Consider the following 22544-nt stretch of genomic DNA (forward strand, 5'->3'; position numbering starts at 1 on the left):
TCGGGGGACCCATGTCAGACCAGCGCCATCGGCCCATGCCGCTGTCGCCGTACGATCCCGCGACCGGTGCGGTCGCCCTCCAGCAGACGGGCGCGACCCCGCTGGACGCGACGGATCCCGGGCGAATAGGCCCGTACGTACCGCTCGGGAAGCTCGGCAGCGGCGGCATGGGACACGTCTACCTGGCGCGTCCCGCCGACGACAGCCCGGGGCTCGCCGCCGTGAAGGTGATCCGGCCCGAGTACGCCGACGACCCCGAGTTCCGGCGGCGGTTCGAGCGGGAGGCCGCCGTGCAGGCCCGGGTCAGCACCCCGCACGCGCCGCGGCTGCTCGGCACCGGGTTCGACGAGTCGCTGCTGTGGATGGCCACCGAGTACCTGCCCGGCCTCAACCTCGCCGACGCCGTCCGCGACTGCGGGCGCCTGCGGCCGACCGGCATGTGGCGGCTGGTCGGCGAACTCGGGCAGGCCCTGTCGGCGCTGGCCGCCGCCGGCGTCGTACACCGCGATCTCAAGCCGTCCAACGTGATCCTGTCCACGCGCGGCGTGCACGTCATCGACTTCGGCATCTCGCAGGCCGCGGACGCCAGCGCGATCACCACCACCGGCTCCCGGGTCGGCACGCCCGCCTTCATGTCCCCGGAGTATCTGCGCGAGGGCCGCTGCGACGGCGCCTCCGACGTCTTCTCCCTCGCGGGCACCCTCATCTACGCCGCCACCGGCCACGCCCCCTTCGGCGACGGAACGGGCGTCGACGTCATGCACCGGGTCGCCTTCGAGGAACCCAAGCCGGAGGTGATGGCCGAACTCGCGGTCGTGGAGCCTTCGTTGGCCACCCTCCTGGCGGCCTGCCTCGCCAAGGACCCGGCCGCGCGGCCCACCCCGCGACAGCTGACCGAGTCCGCCGCGACTGCCGGGCACGGCCCCGCCTCCCCCTGGCAGGAGCCCCTGGGCAGCCAGTTGCTCGCCCGGCAGCAGGCCTGCGCGGTCCTGGAACGCGCCTCGGCCCACCAGACCGGCCACTTCCGCGCCCCCACGGAACGCGTGGCCTCCCCCACCCCCGGCCCGGCCTTCGGCCCGCCGACACCACTGGGGGCGTACGGCACTCCGTCCACCCCACCGGGCCAGTACGGCGGACCGTCCACGCCACCGGGCCAGTACGGCGGACCGTCCACCCCACCCAGCCAGTACGGCGGACCGTCCACCCCACCCGGCCAGTACGGCGACCCGTCCAACCCACCCGGCCAGTACGGCAGCCCGGGGACGCCTCCGGGCGCGTACGGTGTGGCCGCACCCTCGCCTCAGGGGCAGTACGGCACGCCCCCACTGGCCTCGGCCGCCGCTGCCGGGGACTCCGGAACCCGCGAGAACGGCGCACGGCGTTCACGACGACGCAAGCCCTACCTCGCCGTCGTCGCAGCCATCGCCGTATGCGCCGTGGCCGTCGGCGCCTTCCTGCTCACCCGCCCGTCGACCCCCGAGGCGACGGCGGCCACCTCCCCGACGGCCTCCGGCGACGACCCCGCGGACGACACCGCGGCGTCACGGCTGCCCAGCACCTCCGCCTCGCCCTCCGGCAAGGAGAAGGGCAAGAAGGAGGACAAGGGAGGCGAGGAAAAGCAGCCGGACGAGGAGACCGGCACCGACGGCGGGACGAGCGACGGCGAGCCCGGCACCGCCCCCTCCGCGACCGCCACCCACGACAGCGGCGGAAGCGAGACGAACACCTCGCCCACCCCGACCACCACCGTCACCAAGACCGCGACGGCCCCGACCACCCCCGCCTGGATCTCCGACTGCACCTACTACTCCGGCACGGAACAGACCGACTACGGCGACACCGGCCAGCGCGTCGTGCAGGTGCAGTGCATGCTCACCAAGCGCGGCTACAGCGTCGGCAGCGCGGGCGTGGACGGCGAGTTCGGCCGGGACACCGAGACCGCGGTCAAGCAGTTCCAGACTGCCAAGGGTCTTGAGGTGGACGGCCAGGTGGGCCCCAACACCTGGGCGGCGCTGCGTAGTTCGACCTGACCCCACACGCCCGCCGGGCCGGGGCTCCCTTCTGCTCCCGAAGTCACCCTGAAACTTTTCAGGTACCGCGCCTCGGTCTCCGCCTCCAGAGTGGTCACCGCCGCGCCGACACGGGGGACGGCGGCAGGAAACGGGGTGCAGGACGATGGGGCGTACTCGCGCCATGAGGTGCGCGGCGGCACTGGTGCTCGGCGCGGTGGTCACGGGCTGCACCGCGGCGGCCTCCGCCGGTCCGTCGGTCAGCTCCGCGAGCTCGGACTCCGGAGAGACCCGCGAGCTGACCGACGCCGAGCAGATCCTGGTTCAGCGCGCCGAACAGACGCTCGTCAAGGAGTGCATGCAGGACGCGGGATTCAAGTACTGGGTGGGTCCACTGCCGACGGTCGACGAACTCAAGGGCGGCGGCTTTGTGCTGACCGACCCGGGCTGGGCGAAGAGGCACGGATACGGCAGCCGGCTCCAGCAGAAGCTTCAGGAGTCCCAGCGCGACGACCCCAATCACGCGTACGTGAACGCATTGCCGCAAGACAAGCGTGTCCGGTACGGCAAGACACTCGAAGGCGGCCCGACGAGCGGCATGCTGACGGCGGAACTGCCCGGAGGCGGCGCCGTCCAGACCCCTCGCGAGGGGTGCCAGGCCAAGGCCAAGGAACGGCTCTACGGAGACTTCGAGGCCTGGTTCCAAGCGGAGAAGACCGCCACGAACCTCACGCCCCTGTACGTGTCGGACCTGCTCAAGGACGAGCGCTTCGGGAACGCGGTCACAGAGTGGTCGGCCTGCATGCGCAAGTCGGGGCACTCCTACGCGGAGCCGTCGGAGATCCGCCGGAAACTGCCGGAGATCACCAAGGGGCTGAGCACCGACAAGGCGTACGCCGTCGAAGTGGAGCTGGCGACGGCCGAGGCCAGGTGTGCCACGACGACACCCCTGAGCGACACCGCGCACGCCCTGGAGGACGAATACCGCGCCCCCGTCCTCCAGCAGTACGGCGAGGACGTCGCCGACTACGAGCGCATGAGCCTTGCGGCACTGGCCAGAGCCGAGGAGATCACCGGCTCGCCGAAGCACACCAAGCACACCATCACCGAACACAAGGAGTGACACAGCATGCGCAAAACCCTGGCCGCAGCAGCCACCCTCGGTCTCGCGACACTGGGGGTGATCGTCCCCACGAGCAGCGCTCAGGCGTCCACAGCCTGCGACAACGCGTGGAACTCAGCGAAGTCGGGCTACTTCTATGCCTACGCCTACGACCACTGCTACTACACCCTCGGCTCCGACGCGGGCGACGACGAGGACTGGAACAACGGAAACGACAGCTTCACGGCCGGCTCCGGCGACCAAGCCGCCTCGGTCCTGCACAAGGGCACATCCGGCATGTCAGTAAAACTCTATGAGAATGCTCACTACGGTGGTGGCCACATCTGCATCAAGAAGTCCGAGTACTACATGGACACCCTGAACGGGTGGACGTTCAACAACGGCCACCGGGCGCTCCTCAACATCAGTTCGCATCAATGGGTGTGGGACGGAGCCTGCGCCAAGTTCCTGGACTCCTGACTCGGCCTGACCACACGTCAGTCAACTGTCGTGAGCGCAACAGCACGTTGCGGCTGACCGCCCCAACGAGAACGGGTGCCCCCGATTCGGGGGCACCCGTGTCGCACATCAGTGGAAGAAGTGCCGCGTGCCCGTGAAGTACATCGTCACGCCCGCCTTCTTCGCGGCCTCGACGACCAGCTCGTCACGGACCGAACCGCCGGGCTGGACGACCGCCTTGACGCCGGCCGCGGTGAGGATCTCCAGCCCGTCCGGGAAGGGGAAGAACGCGTCGGAGGCGGCGTACGCCCCCTGCGCGCGCTCGGCGCCCGCCCGCTCGACGGCCAGCTTCGCGGAGTCCACGCGGTTGACCTGGCCCATGCCGACGCCGACCGAGGCGCCGTCCTTGGCGAGCAGGATGGCGTTGGACTTCACCGCGCGGCAGGCCTTCCAGGCGAAGGAGAGCTCGGCGAGCTCCTCCGCGGAGAGCGCCTCACCGGTCGCGAGGGTCCAGTTCGCCGAGTCGTCGCCATCGGCCTGCAGGCGGTCGGTGACCTGGAGCAGCACACCGCCGTCGACGGGCTTGACCTCGACGGGGTTCGACGGGCCGTCCGGGGCCTTGAGCACGCGGATGTTCTTCTTCTTGGCGAGGGCCTCCAGGGCCCCCTCCTCGTAGTCCGGCGCGACGATGACCTCGGTGAAGATCTCGGCGACCTGCTCCGCCATCTCCTTGCTGACCGGGCGGTTCACGGCGATGACACCGCCGAACGCGGACAGCGGGTCACAGGCGTGCGCCTTGCGGTGCGCCTCGGCGACGTCCGCACCGACGGCGATACCGCACGGGTTGGCGTGCTTGATGATCGCGACACAGGGCTCGGCGTGGTCGTACGCGGCACGGCGCGCGGCGTCCGTGTCCGTGTAGTTGTTGTACGACATCTCCTTGCCGTGCAGCTGCTCGGCCTCGGCCAGGCCGCCGCCCGTGCCGTCGACGTAGAGCGCCGCGGGCTGGTGCGGGTTCTCGCCGTAGCGGAGGGTGTTCTTGCGCTCCCAGGTGGCGCCGAGGAAGGCGGGGAACTGCGACTCGTCGACGGGCGCGTACTCGCTCGCGAACCAGGAGGCGACGGCCACGTCGTACGAGGCGGTGTGCTGGAAGGCCTCCGCCGCCAGCCGCTTGCGGGCGGCGAGGTCGAAGCCGCCGTCCTTCACCGCGGCAAGGACGTCGGCGTACCGGGCCGGGCTGGTGACCACGGCGACGGACGGGTGGTTCTTCGCGGCGGCGCGGACCATGGACGGCCCGCCGATGTCGATCTGCTCGACGCACTCGTCGGGCGAGGCGCCGGAGGCGACGGTCTCGCGGAACGGGTAGAGGTTCACCACGACGAGGTCGAACGGCGCCACGCCCAGCTCGTCGAGCTGCTGCCGGTGGCTGTCGAGCCGCAGGTCGGCGAGGATGCCGGCGTGGACCTTGGGGTGCAGCGTCTTGACGCGGCCGTCCAGGCACTCGGGGAAGCCCGTGAGCTCCTCGACCTTGGTGACGGGGACGCCGGCGGCGGCGATACGGGAGGCCGTGGAGCCGGTCGACACCAGCTCGACGCCGGCCTCGTGCAGCCCGCGCGCGAGCTCTTCGAGTCCGGTCTTGTCATAGACGCTGACAAGCGCACGGCGAATGGCCCGCTTGGCGTTGCTCTCGGCGGTCACTGGATAACTACCTTTCGTCCCTCAATGCGATAGCCGTTGCGGGCGAGCCGCCCCACGACATCGACGAGCAGCCTTCGCTCGACTTCCTTGATGCGCTCGTGCAGAGCGCTCTCGTCGTCCTCGTCCCGGACCTCCACCACGCCCTGAGCGATGATCGGCCCGGTGTCGACGCCGTCGTCGACGAAGTGGACGGTGCAGCCGGTGACCCTGGCGCCGTACGCGAGCGCGTCGCGGACGCCGTGGGCGCCGGGAAAACTGGGCAGGAGCGCGGGGTGCGTGTTCACGAACCGCCCGCCGAAGCGCGCGAGGAACTCCTTCCCCACGATCTTCATGAACCCCGCGGAGACGACGAGGTCGGGCTCGTAGGAGGCCACGGCCTCGGCCAGGGCGGCATCCCACTCCTCCCGGCTGTCGTACTCCTTGACCTTCCGCACGAAGGTGGGGATCCCGGCACGCTCGGCACGGGCGAGCCCCTCGATGCCCTCGCGGTCGGCGCCCACGGCCACGATCTCGGCTCCGTAGGCCTCGGTGCCGGCGGTCTCGATGGCGTCGAGCAGCGCCTGGAGGTTGGTGCCGGATCCGGAGACCAGCACGACGAGGCGCTTCGCAGCCACAGCAGGGGGCCTTTCTCGGGGGTGCGTCTTTGTATGGTCGTACAAATGCTTCGGGCCCCCGGATACGGGGAAGCCTACGAAGCGGTCGACCGTCAGCAACGATACCGGCACACCGGGCGGCCCCCACGGGACGGGGGCGTGGCCGGAAGGTAGCGTCTGGGATGAGCCAGGTCGGGAACGTCGTTCGTGCAAGGGTCGTTCAGAAGATGACGGACCTGGTCCAGACGTAAAAGTCAGACGCAAAAGTCAGACGAAAACACCAGTCACTTATAGGGGAAGACGCTCACTTGATGCCGGACCGCAGCCTGCGACTCCTCACGCTCCCCCCGCAGCCGGTGCAGGGAGGGCAGCGCCATGGCGTGCTGCTGCGCGAGCGGCCCGCCTCACCGCCGGACGCGCCGTCGGGCGGGAACAACGCGGACGGCACCGGCGCACCCAAGGACGACAACCCCTTCGCCCCGCCGCCGGAGGGCACCCCGGACCGCCCGTGGCAGCCGCGACGCCCGAAGAACGGCGGCGACAGCAACGGCGACGGCGAGGACGAGCGGACCTCCCCCTGGGGCAGCCAGTGGAGCGACCGCCAGCCCGGCCGCTCCTCCGGCAACTTCGGCGACCGCCCGGGCGCGCAGGGCCCCGGCCCCGAGGGCCAGGGCGGCGGCCCCGGCACAGGCATGCGCTGGGACCCGACGGACCCCGCCCAGCGCCGCGCGCGCTACGCCCTCCTCTGCGGAATGTGGGCCTTCTTCTTCGCCCTGTTCGCCTGGCCCTACGTCGCCCTGCTGCTCGGCGCCCTGGCCCTGTACTGGGGCATCAGCGCCCTCCGCGCCAAGCCCCGCACCCCCGACCCCGACACCCCGGCCCCCACCACAACCGGCCGCCCCCAGACCACCGCCGCCATCAGCGGCCTGGTCACCGCCTCCCTCGCCATCGCCCTGGTAGCAGCCGGCTTCGCCGCCAAGCTCGTCTACAGCGACTACTACACCTGCACCTCCGACGCCCTGACGAACGAGGCCAAGAAGTCCTGCAACGACCTCCTGCCAGAGGAGCTGCGGGGAGTACTGGGGACGAACGGCTGAGTACTTCCAGCCCGTCCGGCGTTTGAGGACGAGGCCGTTCAGGCCGACGGGGTGCAGGGGCGAAGCCCCGCGGGGGTTCAGGGGGCGGAGCCCCTGGTGGGGTTCAGGGGGCGGAGCCCCCTGGCGGGGTCGAAGGGGCGGAGCCCCTGGTGACGGGAATGGGTAGGGGCGGCGGGGGCGAAAAACATCCAGGCCCCCCAACCCGCTCAGGACGCCTCCGGCGTGTCCCCCCGCCCAGACGCCTCCCGCAGCGCCGCCCACCGGACCGACCGCGCCGCATCGTCCCCCTCCCACGGGGACCCCACGGACTCGGCCGGCAGAAAGTCGTACGGCTCGAACGCCCCGTCGTCACCACTCCCACCGTAGACCGAAAGATCTTCGTCGCCCCCAGCCCCTCCCCTCCGCCCACCGGAAGACGACGACACCCGCTTCACACCCCGCCCCCGCCACGCCCGCACCCCCACCGCCACAGGAACCGCCACCACCACCCCCCACACCAACACCGCCACCCCCACCTGCCACCACACCGGCCCGAACCCGGCCAGCGCCCCCACCCCCAACGCCCCACCCGCCATCGCGGCCAGTCCCGCCATCACCCCCGCACACCCACACACCGCCACCCCCGCAACCCCCGCGGTCCGCCCCCGCGACCACACCTCACCACCATCCCCACCATCGCCCGCCCCACCGTCACGCCCCACACCCGCCGCCCCCGCCACAAACCACCCCACCGTCACCCCGGCCACCACCGGCACCACCCCGGCAGCCCAGCTCGACAACCCCCCGCCCCCCTCCCCCGGCACCGCCTCCAACAACGGAAACGGCGGCAACAGCGGCGCCGGCGAAGCCCCCAGCGGCCCCACCACCTGTCCGGCCCCGAGCGCAAACCCCGGCCCGAGCGAATACGCCCCCGCCCACACCGCCGCGTTCGGCACCAGCGCCAGACACAGCAGCAGCACCGCACACCGCCCCGAAGCGGACTCCGTCAGCTGAAGGAACGACGCCCGCACCGCACCCCCGTGCCACACCAGCGACGCCCCCAGCAACAGCGCCCCGCCCCCGACCAGCACCGCCACCCCCGCCCCGGCCGCCCGCGCCGCAGCACCGAGACGGGCCCGCGCCGCACTCCCGAGCACCATCCGCCGCACACCCGCCGGCAGCAGGATCACCACCTCGTCGATCACTTCCCGCGGCCGCCCGTACGCCGTCCACACCCCAGCCCCGGCGGCCACCACGACGACCAACGGCACACAGATCCCCGTGGACACCCACGAGGGCCGCAACGCACCCCCCGCGGCATACACCGCGGCCCCCGCCCCGACCACGAGATAGCCGAGCACGACCCCGGCCCACACAGCGCGGCCGCAGACAGAAGCACCACTCCCGTCATCACCGTCCCCGTCCCCCTCCACCGCATCCCGCGCAGCCCGATGCACCAGCCACACCGGCAGCACAAGCAGCAGCAACGGAGTCACACCCACCGGCGCGGGCACCCCGGACAGCGTGTCGGTGCGCACGAGCTCGGCCCCGTGGGCCAGCAGCCACAGCGCCGCCGCGACATGCAGCGCACCCCCGGGCCCGCTGTCCGGATACGGCGAACTGATCCACAGCACCATCACCAGCACGGCGAACGACCCCAGCCCGAGCCCCGCCGCCACCACACCGCCCAGGAGGCCGGCGGCCAGTCCGGGCGATCGGTCGCGCAACCGGGTGAGCAGGGACGACAACGGCGATCGGCGAACGGTCATCTGGATCACGCCCGCCATGCTCCCAACGACACGCGCTTTCCCGTCGTAACAGGCGAACCTCCGCTGTGTCGCTCAATATACGTTTATGTACTTTTCCGTACGGAGGGGCGCGCTGTGACGCAGAGCCCTGCCACCCCGCTCCCTCCGCCCAAGGAACGCCGACGCCTGCGCGAGGCCCACTCGTTGACGCAGGCTCAGGTCGCGGCGCGGATCGGCGTCGCCCGCGAAACCGTGCGCGCCTGGGAGGCCGGCCGCACGACTCCACGCGGCCGGAAACGGGAGGCGTACGCGCAACTCCTCGACGAGCTGACCACCCGTCAGCAGGACGGTCAGGCCGCCGAAACCCCCGTACACCCGGAACCACGCGAACCCGAACCCCAACCGGACGCACCCCCCGTCCCCCTGACCCCCGCTCAGGCCTTCGACGCCCTCTACGCCTTCTGCGCGCCCGCCCTCGTCCGCCAGACCTACCTCCTGACCGGGCGGCGCGAGCTCGCGCGCGAATCCGTGGAGCGGGCCTTCCAACTGGCCTGGCAGCGCTGGCCCGAGGTGGCCGTCGACCGGGACCCGGCCGGCTGGGTGCGGGCGACGGCGTACGAGTACGCGCTCTCCCCCTGGCACCGGCTACGCCCCCGCTACCGGCACCCCGAACCGCCGCCCGCCGACGCCGCCGCCCGCGCCCTGATCGACGTACTCCTGACGCTGCCGGCACCGCACCGCCGCACGCTCGTGCTGTACGACGGGGTCGGCCTCGATCTGCCGGACACGGCGGCGGAGACCGAGGCGAGCACGCCGGCCGCGGCGCGGCGGCTGCTGCACGCGCGCGAGGCCGTTGCCGCGCGGCTGCCGGAGCTGGCCGACCCGGGCGAACTCCACCGGCGGCTGGCCGAGGCCGCCGCCACGGAGCGGCTGCGGGCCGCCAAGCCGCCGACGGTACGGACGGGCAGCGAGCGCCGGGCCCGGTTCTGGACGCGTGCCGCCATCGCGTTCACCGTCGCCCTGATCGGTACGACGGCACTCACCGTGCGTACGGCCCCGACCCAGTACGAGCCGCCGGTGGCGCCGGGGGCGACGGTCCAGGGCGTGCCGCCGAGGGTGGCGCCGGGGCCGTTGTCGCAGGCGGAGCAGGAGCTGCGCGCGAAGCTGCGGGAGGAGACGGCGAGCGGGCCGGAGCGGCTGGTGCCGTCAGCGAGGTGAAACGGCGGTGGGCCCGCCCCCCTGAGGGGAACGGGCCCACCGGCCTGCGAACTGTGAGGCTCAGGCGCTGAGGATCTCGCGCGCCAGCTTCGCCGTCTCGGTCGGCGTCTTGCCGACCTTGACGCCGGCGGCCTCCAGGGCCTCCTTCTTCGCCTGGGCGGTGCCGGACGAACCGGAGACGATGGCGCCGGCGTGGCCCATGGTCTTGCCCTCGGGCGCGGTGAAGCCCGCGACATAGCCGACGACCGGCTTGGTCACGTTCTTCGCGATGAAGTCCGCGGCCCGCTCCTCGGCGTCGCCACCGATCTCGCCGATCATGACGATCAGGTCGGTGTCGGGGTCGGCCTCGAACGCGGCGAGCGCGTCGATGTGCGTGGTGCCGATGATCGGGTCACCACCGATGCCGACGGCCGTCGAGAAGCCGATGTCACGCAGCTCGTACATCATCTGGTACGTCAGCGTGCCGGACTTCGAGACCAGGCCGATGCGGCCCGGCTTGGTGATGTCGCCCGGGATGATGCCGACGTTCGACTGACCCGGGGTGATGATGCCGGGGCAGTTCGGGCCGATGATCCGGGTCTTGTTGCCCTTCTTGCCGGCGTACGCCCAGAACGACGCCGAGTCGTGCACGGCGATGCCCTCGGTGATCACGACGGCCAGCGGGATCTCGGCGTCGATCGCCTCGACGACCGCGTCCTTGGTGAACTTCTCCGGCACGAAGATGACGGAGACGTTGGCGCCGGTCTTCTCGATGGCCTCCTTGACGGTGCCGAAGACCGGTACCTCGGTGCCGTCGAAGTCCACGGTGGTGCCCGCCTTGCGCGGGTTCACGCCGCCCACGACCTCGGTGCCGTCACCCAGCATGAGCTTGGTGTGCTTCATGCCGGTGGCGCCGGTCATGCCCTGGACGATGACCTTGCTGTCCTTGTTGAGCCAGATAGCCATGGTGTGTTCTGTCCTCGTCCTGAGTGCTTACTTGGCGGCGTGGGCCAGCTCGGCGGCCTTGTCGGCCGCGCCGTCCATGGTGTCGACGCGCTGGACCAGCGGGTGGTTGGCGTCGGTGAGGATCTGTCGGCCGAGCTCGGCGTTGTTGCCGTCGAGACGGACGACGAGCGGCTTGGTGACCTCCTCGCCGCGGTCTTCCAGGAGCTTCAGCGCCTGGACGATGCCGTTGGCGACCTCGTCACAGGCGGTGATGCCACCGAAGACGTTGACGAAGACGGACTTGACGTCCGGGTCGCCGAGGATGATCTCCAGGCCGTTGGCCATGACCTGGGCGGAGGCGCCACCGCCGATGTCCAGGAAGTTGGCCGGCTTGACGTTGCCGTGGTTCTCACCGGCGTACGCGACGACGTCCAGGGTGCTCATGACGAGACCCGCGCCGTTGCCGATGATGCCGACCTCGCCGTCGAGCTTGACGTAGTTGAGGTTCTTCTCCTTGGCGGCGGCCTCAAGCGGGTTGGCCGCGGCCTTGTCGTGGAGCTCCTCAAAGTCGGGGTGACGGAACTCGGCGTTGTCGTCGAGCGACACCTTGCCGTCGAGGGCGATGACCTCGCCGGAGGCGACCTTCGCCAGCGGGTTGACCTCGACCAGGAGGGCGTCCTCCTTGATGAAGGTGTCCCACAGCTTGACGAGGACGTTCGCGACCTTGTCGGCGACCTCGGCCGGGAACTTCGCGGCCGCGACGATCTCGCGGGCCTTCTCCTCGGTCACGCCGTCGATCGCGTCGATCGGCGTCTTGGCGACGGCCTCCGGACGGGTGGCCGCCACCTCCTCGATCTCCATGCCGCCCTCGACGGAGGCGATGGAGAGGAAGGTGCGGTTGGCACGGTCCAGGAGGAAGGAGACGTAGTACTCCTCCAGGATCTCCGGGGCCGTCTCGGCGATCATCACCTTGTGGACCGTGTGGCCCTTGATGTCCATGCCGAGGATGTCGGTCGCCCGGGCGACGGCCTCGTCCGCGGTCGCGGCGAGCTTGACGCCACCGGCCTTGCCGCGGCCGCCGACCTTCACCTGGGCCTTGACGACAGACTTGCCACCGAGACGCTCGGTGGCTGCGCGGGCCGCCTCAGGCGTGTCGATGACTTCACCGGCCAGCACCGGTACATCGTGCTTGGCGAAGAGGTCCCTCGCCTGGTACTCGAACAGGTCCACGCGCTTCCGTCCCTATCAGTGATCTCGCGGTTCGTTGGATGCGTGGGCGTGCCGCGAAGGGCAACGTGACGTCCGCTGTCACAAGGGAGGCGCACACGGTGTCCGAGCGCGCGGCATGTCCGTCTCGCAGGTTATCGCCGCCGGGCGGGGCTCTCTAAATCGCATCTCACACGTGAGCGGTGATACCTGTCACATGATGCCGCGCTCACCGGCACGCCGTGCCTGGTGTGAGCAATTGCGAAGGGCCTCACCGGGCTGGGGTTGACCCGGTGAGGCCCCCTGAACAGCCCTTAGGGGCACGAACGGGACGCCCCTGGGGCTTCGGCCTGGCGGTCCCCACCCCAATGGGGACCGCCCGGCCCGTCCGTGAGGGCCCGGCCGAGCGGACCGACGGCTTTCGGCCGTCCGGGTTCCGGTGCCTCACGGAGTCGGGGTCAGAGGTGGTGCACGTAACCCGGGGTGACCGATCCGGCGACGCCCTGGACGCCGGTCACGGCGTTGCCGGCCAGCGGGGTGGCGCCGTTCAGGTTCTCGGCGACGGGCGCGGTCTGACGGGCGACACCGTGCGCGAACGGGTCGACCTCGCCGACGAGACCCTCGGCGAACGGCCGCACGTCGCCCGTGACGCCGTACGCCAGCGTCCCGGCGCTCTGCGCGACCGGCTGCACGAGGTCCACCACGGGCTGGGCGACGCCCTGGGCGAACGGCGGCACCTGGCCCACGACGCCCTCCGCGAAGGGCGCCGCCTGACCGGCCACACCGTGCGCGAACGGGTCGACCTCGCCGACGACACCGCCGGCGAACGGCCGCACATCGCCCGCGACGCCGTACGCCAGCGCCCCCGCGTCCGCCACGGCCTGCTCCGCGACCGGCACGACACCCTGCACCGCGGTGTGCGCGACGGGCGGCAGCACCGCGCCCTGGGCGTCCGCGGCGACCTGGCCGACCAGGCCGGTGGCGTACGGCGGTACGTCCGCGACGGCGCCGTGCACGACCGGCTGCACACCGGAGACGGCCCCGGCAGCGAGGTGCTGCACGTCGGCCACGGCTCCGGCGGCGAGGTACTGCGCACCGGCGGCCACACCGCCGGGGACCGGCTGTACGTCGGCGACGGCTCCGGCCGCCAGGTTCCGCACGTCAATGACGACCGGCTGTACGTCCGCGACCGCTCCGGTCACGACCGGCCGGACGTCGGCGACGAGGCCGTACGCCAGCGCGGTCGCGGCGTCGACAGCGTGTCCGGCGGCCACACCGGCGCCGTACGCGGCGTGCTCGGCGATCGGCTGCACGCCGTGCGCCACGGGGAGCACCCCGTCGACCGCGTGACCGGCCACCGGCTGGACGCCCCGCACCGCGTAGCCGGCCGTGGGCAGCGCCCCGTCCACCACATGGGCCGCGGCGGGCCCGACCCCGCCGACGGCCTCCTCGGCAACCGGGACGACTCCGTGAACGGCGTGACCGGCGGTGGGGAGCACCCCGTTCACGGCCGCCGTGACAACGGGCGGGACGGCTGCGGCGGTGGTCTCGTGGGCTACGGGGGTGACGGTGGCGAGGGCTGCGGCTTGAGCGCCATTGGCTGTGTCGAGGGCTTCCTGGTGGATGCCGGTGACCGTGCCGGGGACGGCGCTGACCGTGCCGACGACCTTCTGCTGGACGCCGGTGGCCGTGCCGGTGACGTGGCTGGGGACGGCGGAGACGCTCGCCTCGGCGGCCGTCCCGACGGTGTCGGCCTCGGCTCCGGCCGTGGCCGCGGCTGCGGAGGCGCGGCCCTGGGCGCCGGCGGCCGTGGCCTGCGCGGCAGCGGTGGCGGCTCCGGCGGTGCGGCCCGCGGCGGCCGCGGTCTGCTGCGCCTTGGTCCGTACGACGCCCTCGACGCCCTGCGCCTGGGCGTGGGCGGCCGCCCGGGTGCCCTGGATCTTGGTCTGCGCGGCGGCGAGGGCGTGCTCCAGCTCGGGAGCGAAGGCGGCGAGGGGACCGAAGAGGTAGTCGATGGCGTCGGGGGTGTCCGGCGTCTCCGGCAGCTCCCGCGGCAGGCTCGCCGCGTCCGCGACGGCGGCCCCGGCCGCGCTGCCGGCCTGCTGGGCGGCCTTGTCCGCGCGGGCCGCCTTCGCGCCGTGGCTGAGCTGCGCGGCGCCGTTCTTCACCTTGGCGGCCTTCCCGGCGGCCGGAACGGTCACCTCGGCGTCGACGTAACGGCGGGCCTGGTCGGCGGTGCTGTCGACCGGAGCGGTCTTGTCGGTGGCGCCGGCGACGGTCTCGCCGACGCCTTCGGTCACTCCGGCGACGGTGTCCTCCACACCGGAGACGAGCCCGTCGACGGTGTCACCGACCGTGTCGACGGCGTCGGTCGCATCGGCGGTCGCGTCCGGGACGGAGAGGGTGGAGGAGGGAAGCTCGTCCGCACTGGCGGCGGTGGAACCAAGCGCCCACGCGCCGGTGACACCGGCGGCTATGACGATGGAACGGCGGATGTTCTTGTTCATACGTGCGTCAGATCCTTAGGGATTCCGAGACGTCGGAGGCATGGCGCCCGGGCCTTGACCCGGCCTGGGCTCGGCCTCGTACGACGGGACGTGGGGACATTCCGGTGCCTGGTTCCGTGCGCGGTCCGGGGAGTGGGGACCGGCGGACTCGGACACGGCTCCGGCGGCTTCCGTCCGGGAAGTCGGGAAGGGGGGTCCGGACGGGCGGGCAGACCTGTTCCGCCCCCGCGCGGCAGGTCCACGGCGCGGGAAAGGCCTGCCCTATGCGGGAGATACGGGAATGTCCCGGTACGCGTCCCGGACGTCGTCCGCGCCGACGCGTACGGCGGCGCCGGGCAGCAGCCGCAGCGGCACCCGGTCGTTCAGGGCGACGGCATGCGCGTCGCCGTTCCTCGGCGTGCCACTGTCGGCCGCCGAACGGTGGCCCAGCGCGCCCCCCGGATCACCGGCCGGCGCCTGGCGCACAGGGGCGTGCCCGACGGACACGATCCGCTGACCGGCCGTGTGCACCGAGTCCCGGGGCACGGCCGCAGTACGGGCCGCGACAAACCTCGGTCCGTACGGGGCAGTCGGCGCCGCCGCCGTGGAACGCCCGGCGTCGTCCCCGCCGTTCGGCGAGAGCGGCGCGGGTCCCGGCTGCGGGGCCGCGGCGACCGGCGCGGGCAGAATCTGCCCCGGCGACGCGGGCAGGCCCGGGAGTTCGGGCCACGTGGGCGACTCGGGGAGCGTCGGCAGGACGGGCAACGAGGACAGGGGTGGCAGCGAGGACAGCGGTGGCAGCTTCTCCTGCGCCTCGGCCAGCCCGTCGGTCACCGATTCCACAACCCGGCCGACCGGCCGCACGACGCGGTCGTTCACGGCGGGGACGACGTGGTCGGTGACGGGACGGAGAACGTCCTTCTCGGAGGAAGGACTGTCGGTGTCGGTGTCGGTGTCGGTGTCGGCGTCCGGTGCGGGTGCCGTGGGCGCTGCAGGAGCCGTGGGCTCTGCGGGCGCTGTTGACTCCTCCGCGGTGCTCGCCAAACCGTCGACCACCTGCTCGACCGCCACAGGAACGTCGTCCGCCGCCCGAGCCTGCTGGCCGCAGAGGATGCCGAGCGCGAACAACCCGCCGACCAGCAGCGCCAGCTGCAGCGCACGCCGCCCGCCCGCCGCACGCAGGACGCGCGCGGCGGCACCGGGCAGGGCAGCTGGCCAGGTCAAGAGGGGAAGATTCCTCTCGTACGGCGGAATCGAACAACGAGTGGAGCGCGGCGTACCGCTGATGCGGCGTCGATCCTCGCACGGCCCGCCCGCGGTTGCGCAAGCCCCCCGTTACCCATGGGTACGCATGTCCGTTTTGCCGACCGAACCCGGTGTCAATGGGTCGACAAGTCGCTGTCGGAGGCGGTCACCGGCAGCCCGTCCGAGCCGGCCCTCACACGCTCTCGGGTATCGGAATCGGCCGCTTCTCGATCGCCGCCGCCATCACCTCGGGGAAGAGGTCGGGCGTGCACGCGAACGCCGGTGCGCCCAGCGCCGCGAGCGCGGCCGCATGCTCCCGGTCGTAGGCGGGCGCCCCCTCGTCCGACAGCGCGAGCAGCGCCACGAACTGCACCCCCGACGCCTTCATGGCCGCCACCCGCTTCAGCATCTCGTCGCGGATGCCCCCTTCGTAGAGGTCGCTGATGAGCACGACCACGGTCTCTGCGGGCCGGCTGATCTGCGACTGGCAGTACGCGAGCGCCCGGTTGATGTCCGTACCGCCGCCCAACTGCGTGCCGAACAGCACGTCCACGGGATCGTCGAGCTGGTCGGTGAGGTCGACGACGGCCGTGTCGAAGACGACCAGCCGCGTACTGATCGACCGCATGGACGCCAACACCGCCCCGAACACGGACGCGTACACCACGGACGCCGCCATCGACCCCGACTGGTCGATACAGAGGACGACTTCCTTCTTCACCGACTGGGAGGCGCGCCCGTAGCCGATGAGCCGCTCGGGCACGATCGTCCGGTACTCCGGCAGATAGTGCTTGAGGTTGGCCGCGATCGTGCGGTTCCAGTCGATGTCGTGGTGGCGCGGCCGGCTGATCCGCGCGCTGCGGTCGAGGGCGCCGGTGAGCGTGGCGCGGGTGCGGGTGGCGAGCCGCTTCTCCAGGTCCTCGACGACCTTGCGCACGACAGCTCGTGCGGTCTCCTTCGTCGTCTCCGGCATCGCCTTGTTCAGGGAGAGGAGTGTGCCGACGAGGTGCACGTCGGCCTCGACCGCCTCCAGCATCTCCGGTTCCAGCAGCAGCGTGGACAGCCCGAGCCGGTCGATGGCGTCGCGCTGCATGACCTGGACGACGGAGGAGGGGAAGTAGGTCCGGATGTCGCCGAGCCAGCGCGCGACCGACGGCGCCGACGCCCCGAGCCCCGCCGAACGGTCCCGCCCCGCCTGTCCCTTGTCCCCCTTGCCGTAGAGCGCGGCGAGCGCTCCGTCCATCGCCGCGTCCTGCCCGGACAGTGCGCATCCGGTGCCGTCGGCCGTGTCACCGCCGAGCACGAGCCGCCAGCGGCGCAGCCGCTCCTGCCCCGGGTCCGTCAGCTCCGTCGTCATCCGCGCACCCCTCCCCCGAGCCGCTCCCACAGCGGCATCACCGGCACGGTCGTCGTCAGCCGGCCGTCCGCCCGGAGCCCGTGGCCCTGGCCGCGCCCCATCGCTTCCGCCTCCTGCGCCTTCTCCCCCGGCTCCCTGAGTCCTTCGGTCGTCATCGCCCCACCCCCGCCAAGTCGTTGTCGGCGTCCATGTCCGCGTCCAAGTCCGCTTCGCCCAGCCCCAGCAGCATCCGCACCACCGGCAGCACCGCATCCGCCCGTTCGTCGTCGGGCTCGGCGGCGAAGCCGGGTATGCCACGCCCGCCGGTCCCGCTGTTCCCCCGTGCCCCCGGGCCCCGCCGGACCAGTTCGCCCAAGGTCCGCCGCACGCCCGGTTCGTATGCCGAGAAGGTCCGCCGCAGCAGCGGCAGCACATCCGTGAACGCCTCCGCCGGTACGCCGGTCAGCCAGGCGTCGACCAGGCCGAGCAGTCGCTCGTCGTGCACGAGCAGCATCCCGCCGCCCGATCCGCCGCCGACGAAGCCCTCGATCCACGCGGCCGCGTCCCCCGGCGGCGTTCCCGGTGACAGCACGAGCCCCATGAGCCGCGCCGCCTCGTCCTGCGCCAACTCCCCTTCGTCCAGCAGCAGCCGCACGGCCCGCCCGCGGATCACCCCGGGGACGGTGTCCCGCGCGGACAGCACCCCGAGCACCGCCCGCCAGCGGTCGCGCAGTTGCCCGTGGCCCGGTGCGGGTGCGTCGCCGAGCAGGCCCACCGCGCCGTGCACCGCGTCGACATGGCGGCGCATCTCCTCGGCGGCGTCCGCGTCGAGCGCGGCGCAGGCCGGGGGCAGGCCGACGAAGACCCGCTCGGCGAGGCCCGCGGCGACCTCCGCGAGCGCTCCCGTGTCCGTGCCGCGCACGTCTCCGTAGCGCAGGGAGCGGACCAGCGCCGGCAGCGCCTGGGCGAGGTGGCCGACGTCCGTGTCGAGCGCGGCCCGGTCGGCGAGGATCCGCATCACCGTGGGCAGCGCGTCCGGCAGTTCGGCCAGCAGGCACCGCTCGGCGAGGGCGGTGACGTCGGCGAGGCCCGGCGCGGAGACGGCGTCCGCCTCGGCCTTGGCGCTCGCCGCGGCCCGTACGGTCGTCCCCCACACCCCGGCCTCGGCGACCCGTACGGACAGCTCCGGCTCCCAGCGCAGCCGCCAGGTCTCCCGGAACGTCCCCGTGCTCCCCCGCGAGGCGACCGGTTCTCCCCAGGCGACTCCGAGCAGGCGCAGGCGGTGCAGCAGCCGGCTGCGCTCGGCGTCGGTCTCCTTGCGCAGGTCGAGCTCCAGCTCGCGCTCCAGCGCCTCCGGCCTGAGCCGCAGCCGGCGCTGGGTCCGGTCGAGGTCCCGCTGCAACGGCACCGCCGGCGCGTCCTGCGGCACCTCCCCCAGCAGGTCGCCGACGACCAGCCGGTCGTGCACCAAGGCCAGCGGCACGTCCGAGCCGTCGCACATCACCGCCCGCACGGCGTCGGTCGTCTCGCCCAGACCGGGCAGCGGACGTCCCCGCATCGCGGCGAGCGTCTCGGCCAGCCGCACCGCCTCGATGACGTGCGCGGAGGACACGATCCGGTCCTCGGCCCGCAGCAGCCCCGCCACCTTGGTCAGCCACCGCTCGACGGGCCGGTCCGGGGCGCTGAACAGATGCCCGTACCACCCCGGCGAGTCGATGCCCGCGCCGTAGCCACTGACCCGCGAGAGCCTGCGATACGTCCACGGCACCCACGTCATGTCGGCCTTGACCTTGGGCAGCCCCTTCAGCCGGGCCCGGTCGGCGGCGACGGTCGTCCGCTCCCGCAGCGCGGGCACGTGCCACGCCCCGCAGACGACGGCCACCGCGTCCCCGAACTCCTTCTGCGCGGCGCGCATCTGGAGCCGCATGTACGCCTCCCGCACGAGGTCCCGCTCGTGTCCCCCGCTGCCGTAGGTCTCCCGCAGCGCCCCCATGGCCTCCTCGATCACCGCGAACGGCGCGAGCGCGTCCCCCTCGCCCACCCCTCGATGCTCGACGACGTCCTCCCACCACCGCTCGGGATCGTCGTAGCCGGCGGCGTCGGCGAGCACGGCGAGCGGATCGACCCGCACGTCGACCTCGGCCGAGGCCTCGCCGTCCGGCTCGTCGGCAGGCCGGTCCGCCTTCTCCCACGCCAGCGTGTGCGTGGCCGGAAGGTCGATGAACCGGGCCGGGACCCCGTGCTCCAGGGCCCAGCGGATCGCGACCCACTCGGGGGAGAACTCCGCCAGCGGCCAGAACGCCGACCGGCCGGGCTCGTCCACCGCGTGGGCGAGCAGCGCGACCGGCGGGCGCATGTCCTCGTCCGCGGCCAGCGCGATCAGCGGGTCCGCCTCCGGCGGCCCCTCGATCAGCACCACCGCCGGCCGGGCCACGTCCAACGCCGCCCGAACGGCCCGAGCCGACCCCGGCCCATGGTGCCGCACACCGAGCAACACCGACCCGCCCCCGGCACGCACCCCGCCACCACCACCCTCAACTCCCGTCCCCACACCGTCCCCCTCGCCACCGACCCGCACCGCCCCACCTCCGGCACACGCCCCGCCACCACGCTCAATCCCCGTCCCCACACCGCCCCCCTCGCCACCACGGCCACCTCGTGTCATCGCCACCGACCCGCAGCAACCTCTTTCCTGCGACGGCCCTGGCCGCGCGCCTCCGTGGCCACCTCGTGTCGTCGGCGTTCAGCGGCGCTTCTCCGGTCACGGTCATGCGCTCACCTCCCGGCAGGCGCGGTAGAAGTCCTTCCAGCCGTCGCGCTCGCGGACGACCGCCTCCAGGTACTCCTGCCAGACGACCCGGTCGGCTGCCGGGTCGCGGACGACGGCGCCGAGGATGCCCGCGGCGACGTCGCCCGGCCGCAGCACCCCGTCGCCGAAGTGGGCGGCGAGGGCGAGGCCGTTGGTGACGACGGAGATGGCCTCCGCCGTGGACAGCGTGCCGCTCGGCGACTTCACCTTCGTACGGCCGTCGGAGGTGATCCCGTCGCGCAGTTCGCGGAAGACGGTCACGACCCGGCGGATCTCGGAGACACCGTCGGGCACGGCCGGCAGGTCGAGGGAGCGGCCGATCTGGTCGACGCGCCGGGAGACGATGTCGACCTCGGCGTCGACGCTCTCCGGCAGCGGCAGCACCACCGTGTTGAAGCGGCGGCGCAGGGCGCTGGACAGGTCGTTGACGCCGCGGTCACGGTCGTTGGCCGTGGCGATCAGGTTGAAGCCGCGGACCGCCTGCACCTCCTGGCCCAGTTCCGGTATCGGCAGCGTCTTCTCCGACAGGATCGTGATGAGCGTGTCCTGTACGTCGGCCGGGATACGGGTCAGCTCCTCCACCCGCGCCGTCATGCCCTCGGCCATGGCCCGCATGACGGGGCTGGGCACCAGGGCGTCGCGGCTCGGGCCGTGCGCGAGCAGCTGCGCGTAGTTCCAGCCGTAGCGGATGGCCTCCTCCGGGGTGCCGGCGGTGCCCTGCACGAGCAGGGTGGAGTCGCCGCTGACGGCCGCGGCCAGGTGCTCGGACACCCACGTCTTGGCGGTGCCGGGCACGCCGAGCAGGAGCAGGGCGCGGTCGGTGGCGAGCGTGGTGACGGCGACCTCGACGATGCGGCGCGGGCCCACGTACTTCGGCGTGATGACCGTGCCGTCCGGCAGTGTGCCGCCGAGCAGGTAGGTCGCGACGGCCCACGGCGACAGCTTCCAGCGGGCCGGGCGCGGGCGGTCGTCCTGCGCGGCCAGCACGGTGAGTTCATGGGCGAAGGCGTCCTCGGCGTGCGGTCGCAACGCCTCGGTCGGCTCCTGGTCCTGCATCTGCACAGACGTCGGTTCTACGGACACAGACATGGCAAAGTCCCCCTCCAGCCGGGCCGGTCGGTCTCTGGGAACAACCGTGCACCACGCCACTGACAATTCACTCCGACCTGCGCAAACGTGCTCGCGGAGCCGATTGTCAGTGGTGGGATCTACCTTCGATGTCATGACTCAGCAGGGGGTGCGCTGGAGCGCGGACCAGGTGCTGGCACTGGCGCCTGACGCCGCGTCACGCAAAGCGGGCAGCAAACTCGGTGCGGCCGGGCCGTGGTCCGAGGCGGGGAGTTCCGACGAGGGGACGGTGTGGGGGCTGTGCAAGGGCAGTGGCAGCAAGCCGTATCAGACGATCGTGGACATCACGGACGCGGCCGGTCCCGCGTACAAGTGCAGTTGTCCGAGCCGGAAGTTTCCGTGCAAGCACGCCCTCGGGCTGCTGCTGCTCTGGGCGGGCGGGGACGGAGCGGTAGCGCCGGGGCAGCCACCGGACTGGGCGGAGCAGTGGCTGGAGGGCAGACGGAAGCGGGCCGAGGAGAAGCGGACGGAGGCGGGGGCGTCCGGTGCCTCGTCCGGGTCGCGTGATCCGGAGGCGGCGCGGCGCAGGGCGGAGCGCCGGGCCGCGCTGGTCACCGCGGGGGCGACGGAGCTTGAGCAGCGGCTGGCGGATCTGCTGCGCGGCGGGCTGGCGGGCGCGGAGCAGGCGGGGTACGGGCTGTGGGAGGAGACGGCGGCCCGCATGGTCGACGCGCAGGCCCCGGGACTGGCGGCGCGCGTACGGGAGTTGGGGGCGATCCCGTCGTCCGGTCCGGACTGGCCGGTGCGTCTGCTGGAGGAGTGCGCGCTGCTGCATCTTCTCGACCGGGGCTGGCTGCGCCGCGAGCGGCTGCCGCGGGAGCTGGCGGCGACGGTCCGTGCCCGTGTCGGGCTGCCCGCCGCGGCGGACGGCCCGGCGGTCCGTGACCGCTGGCTCGTCCTCGCCCAGTACGACACGGCCGACGCCCGTCTGACGACCCGCCGGATCTGGCTGTACGGCGCCGACTCCGCCCGTACCGCGCTGCTCCTCTCTTACGGGGCCGCCGGCCGCGCCCCGGAGCTGACGCTGCCGGTGGGGCTGGTGCTGGAGGCGGAGGTGTCCGCCTATCCGGGGGCCGGGCAGCCGAGGGTGTCCCTGGGCGAGCGGTTCGCCGCGCCCGTACCGGCGGCGATGCGTCCGCCGGGGGTGACGACGGCCCAGGCGGCCGCCCGCTACGGCGAGGCGCTGCGGGACGATCCCTGGCTGGAGTCGGTCCCGGTGACCCTGGACCGGGTGATACCGGCCCCGGACGGCGACGGCTGGCAGCTGGCGGACGCGGATGCGGACACGGCCCTGCCGCTGACGCCCACCGCAGTGGCCCGCCCCGGCCTGTGGCGTCTGGTCGCGCTGTCCGGCGGCGCGCCCGTCAAGGTCTTCGGCGAGTGCGGCCACCGCGGCTTCACCCCGCTGACGGCCTGGCCGCGGGGAGCGGGCGAGGCGGTGCCGCTGTGCTGAGCCCTCGCACCACGTCAACGACTCCCGCCCGCACCAGCATCGCCTCCCCCGTGC

The 22544-nt window shown here is 72.7% G+C and carries 17 protein-coding genes; 6 read left to right on the forward strand and 11 right to left on the reverse strand.

All coding sequences use genetic code 11. The features are described 5' to 3' along the window. Positions 1-11 precede the first annotated feature (11 nt). From AB0Q90_RS37290 to AB0Q90_RS37300, 3 genes are all read left to right on the forward strand, one after another. Positions 12-2030, forward strand: coding sequence for a protein kinase (locus tag AB0Q90_RS37290; protein ID WP_363157924.1), 2019 nt, complete (start codon positions 12-14; stop codon positions 2028-2030). Positions 2031-2175: 145 nt separating this feature from the next. Continuing rightward, positions 2176-3132, forward strand: a complete 957-nt coding sequence (locus AB0Q90_RS37295; protein WP_363157925.1) for a hypothetical protein — start codon at positions 2176-2178, stop codon at positions 3130-3132. A gap of 6 nt (positions 3133-3138) precedes the next feature. Beyond that, entirely contained in the window at positions 3139-3591 is a 453-nt protein-coding gene (locus tag AB0Q90_RS37300; protein ID WP_363157926.1) for a hypothetical protein, read from the forward strand. A gap of 108 nt (positions 3592-3699) precedes the next feature. On the opposite strand, the gene purH is transcribed toward AB0Q90_RS37300, so the two are convergent. Both purH and purN read right to left on the reverse strand, forming a co-directional pair. Then, the gene (purH, locus tag AB0Q90_RS37305; protein WP_363157927.1) at positions 3700-5268 is read right to left on the reverse strand and encodes a bifunctional phosphoribosylaminoimidazolecarboxamide formyltransferase/IMP cyclohydrolase; all 1569 of its coding nucleotides are present in this window, start codon (positions 5266-5268) and stop codon (positions 3700-3702) included. Next, positions 5265-5882, reverse strand: coding sequence for a phosphoribosylglycinamide formyltransferase (gene purN / locus AB0Q90_RS37310; RefSeq protein WP_363157928.1), 618 nt, complete (start codon positions 5880-5882; stop codon positions 5265-5267). Before purN ends, purH begins: the two co-directional genes overlap by 4 nt. Positions 5883-6172: 290 nt before the next feature. On the opposite strand from purN, the gene AB0Q90_RS37315 reads away from it, so the two are divergent. Further along, positions 6173-6958, forward strand: a complete 786-nt coding sequence (locus tag AB0Q90_RS37315) for a hypothetical protein (RefSeq protein ID WP_363157929.1) — start codon at positions 6173-6175, stop codon at positions 6956-6958. A gap of 206 nt (positions 6959-7164) precedes the next feature. On the opposite strand, the gene AB0Q90_RS37320 is transcribed toward AB0Q90_RS37315, so the two are convergent. Next, positions 7165-8724, reverse strand: coding sequence for a DUF6350 family protein (locus AB0Q90_RS37320; protein WP_363157930.1), 1560 nt, complete (start codon positions 8722-8724; stop codon positions 7165-7167). 96 nt (positions 8725-8820) lie between these two features. On the opposite strand from AB0Q90_RS37320, the gene AB0Q90_RS37325 reads away from it, so the two are divergent. Beyond that, positions 8821-9903 carry a helix-turn-helix domain-containing protein gene (locus AB0Q90_RS37325; RefSeq protein ID WP_363157931.1) on the forward strand — a complete coding sequence of 361 codons (1083 nt, stop codon included), beginning with the start codon at positions 8821-8823 and terminating at the stop codon, positions 9901-9903. 60 nt (positions 9904-9963) lie between these two features. Here AB0Q90_RS37325 and sucD read toward each other — a convergent pair whose 3' ends face one another. The 8 genes from sucD to AB0Q90_RS37365 all read right to left on the reverse strand — a co-directional run bounded on the left by sucD (position 9964) and on the right by AB0Q90_RS37365 (position 20998). Further along, a complete protein-coding gene (gene sucD / locus AB0Q90_RS37330; RefSeq protein WP_363157932.1) occupies positions 9964-10848 on the reverse strand; it encodes a succinate--CoA ligase subunit alpha in 885 nt (294 codons plus the stop codon). A 27-nt stretch (positions 10849-10875) separates the two neighbouring features. After that, a complete protein-coding gene (gene sucC, locus AB0Q90_RS37335; protein ID WP_363157933.1) occupies positions 10876-12057 on the reverse strand; it encodes an ADP-forming succinate--CoA ligase subunit beta in 1182 nt (393 codons plus the stop codon). A gap of 434 nt (positions 12058-12491) precedes the next feature. After that, positions 12492-14540: a hypothetical protein gene (locus AB0Q90_RS37340; RefSeq protein ID WP_363157934.1), complete on the reverse strand. Its 2049-nt coding sequence runs from the start codon at positions 14538-14540 to the stop codon at positions 12492-12494. A gap of 261 nt (positions 14541-14801) precedes the next feature. After that, the gene (locus tag AB0Q90_RS37345) at positions 14802-15743 is read right to left on the reverse strand and encodes a hypothetical protein (protein ID WP_363157935.1); all 942 of its coding nucleotides are present in this window, start codon (positions 15741-15743) and stop codon (positions 14802-14804) included. Between the two features lie 214 nt (positions 15744-15957). Continuing rightward, entirely contained in the window at positions 15958-17121 is a 1164-nt protein-coding gene (locus tag AB0Q90_RS37350; protein WP_363157936.1) for a VWA domain-containing protein, read from the reverse strand. After that, a complete protein-coding gene (locus AB0Q90_RS37355; protein WP_363157937.1) occupies positions 17118-17276 on the reverse strand; it encodes a hypothetical protein in 159 nt (52 codons plus the stop codon). The genes AB0Q90_RS37350 and AB0Q90_RS37355 overlap by 4 nt, the downstream gene beginning before the upstream one ends. Continuing rightward, a complete protein-coding gene (locus AB0Q90_RS37360) occupies positions 17273-19618 on the reverse strand; it encodes a DUF5682 family protein (protein WP_363158311.1) in 2346 nt (781 codons plus the stop codon). Before AB0Q90_RS37360 ends, AB0Q90_RS37355 begins: the two co-directional genes overlap by 4 nt. A gap of 249 nt (positions 19619-19867) precedes the next feature. After that, a complete protein-coding gene (locus AB0Q90_RS37365; protein WP_363157938.1) occupies positions 19868-20998 on the reverse strand; it encodes an AAA family ATPase in 1131 nt (376 codons plus the stop codon). A gap of 133 nt (positions 20999-21131) precedes the next feature. Between AB0Q90_RS37365 and AB0Q90_RS37370 the strand changes: the two genes are divergently transcribed. Continuing rightward, complete coding sequence (locus tag AB0Q90_RS37370; RefSeq protein WP_363157939.1) at positions 21132-22490, forward strand: SWIM zinc finger family protein; 1359 nt, start codon at positions 21132-21134, stop codon at positions 22488-22490. The last annotated feature ends 54 nt before the right edge of the window (positions 22491-22544 follow it).

This window comes from Streptomyces sp. NPDC079141 (assembly GCF_040686775.1).
In the GTDB taxonomy this organism is placed as follows: domain Bacteria; phylum Actinomycetota; class Actinomycetes; order Streptomycetales; family Streptomycetaceae; genus Streptomyces.

Bases quoted from the DNA above. Each gene is read 5' to 3' on its own strand.
- AB0Q90_RS37320 (WP_363157930.1), bottom strand. From the start codon at position 8,724: ATGGCGGGCGTGATCCAGATGACCGTTCGCCGATCGCCGTTGTCGTCC.
- AB0Q90_RS37290 (WP_363157924.1), top strand. From the start codon at position 12: ATGTCAGACCAGCGCCATCGGCCCATGCCGCTGTCGCCGTACGATCCC.
- AB0Q90_RS37340 (WP_363157934.1), bottom strand. From the start codon at position 14,540: ATGAACAAGAACATCCGCCGTTCCATCGTCATAGCCGCCGGTGTCACC.
- AB0Q90_RS37300 (WP_363157926.1), top strand. From the start codon at position 3,139: ATGCGCAAAACCCTGGCCGCAGCAGCCACCCTCGGTCTCGCGACACTG.
- AB0Q90_RS37355 (WP_363157937.1), bottom strand. From the start codon at position 17,276: ATGACGACCGAAGGACTCAGGGAGCCGGGGGAGAAGGCGCAGGAGGCG.
- AB0Q90_RS37315 (WP_363157929.1), top strand. From the start codon at position 6,173: ATGCCGGACCGCAGCCTGCGACTCCTCACGCTCCCCCCGCAGCCGGTG.
- sucD (WP_363157932.1), bottom strand. From the start codon at position 10,848: ATGGCTATCTGGCTCAACAAGGACAGCAAGGTCATCGTCCAGGGCATG.
- AB0Q90_RS37365 (WP_363157938.1), bottom strand. From the start codon at position 20,998: ATGTCTGTGTCCGTAGAACCGACGTCTGTGCAGATGCAGGACCAGGAG.
- AB0Q90_RS37295 (WP_363157925.1), top strand. From the start codon at position 2,176: ATGGGGCGTACTCGCGCCATGAGGTGCGCGGCGGCACTGGTGCTCGGC.
- AB0Q90_RS37370 (WP_363157939.1), top strand. From the start codon at position 21,132: ATGACTCAGCAGGGGGTGCGCTGGAGCGCGGACCAGGTGCTGGCACTG.
- AB0Q90_RS37350 (WP_363157936.1), bottom strand. From the start codon at position 17,121: ATGACGACGGAGCTGACGGACCCGGGGCAGGAGCGGCTGCGCCGCTGG.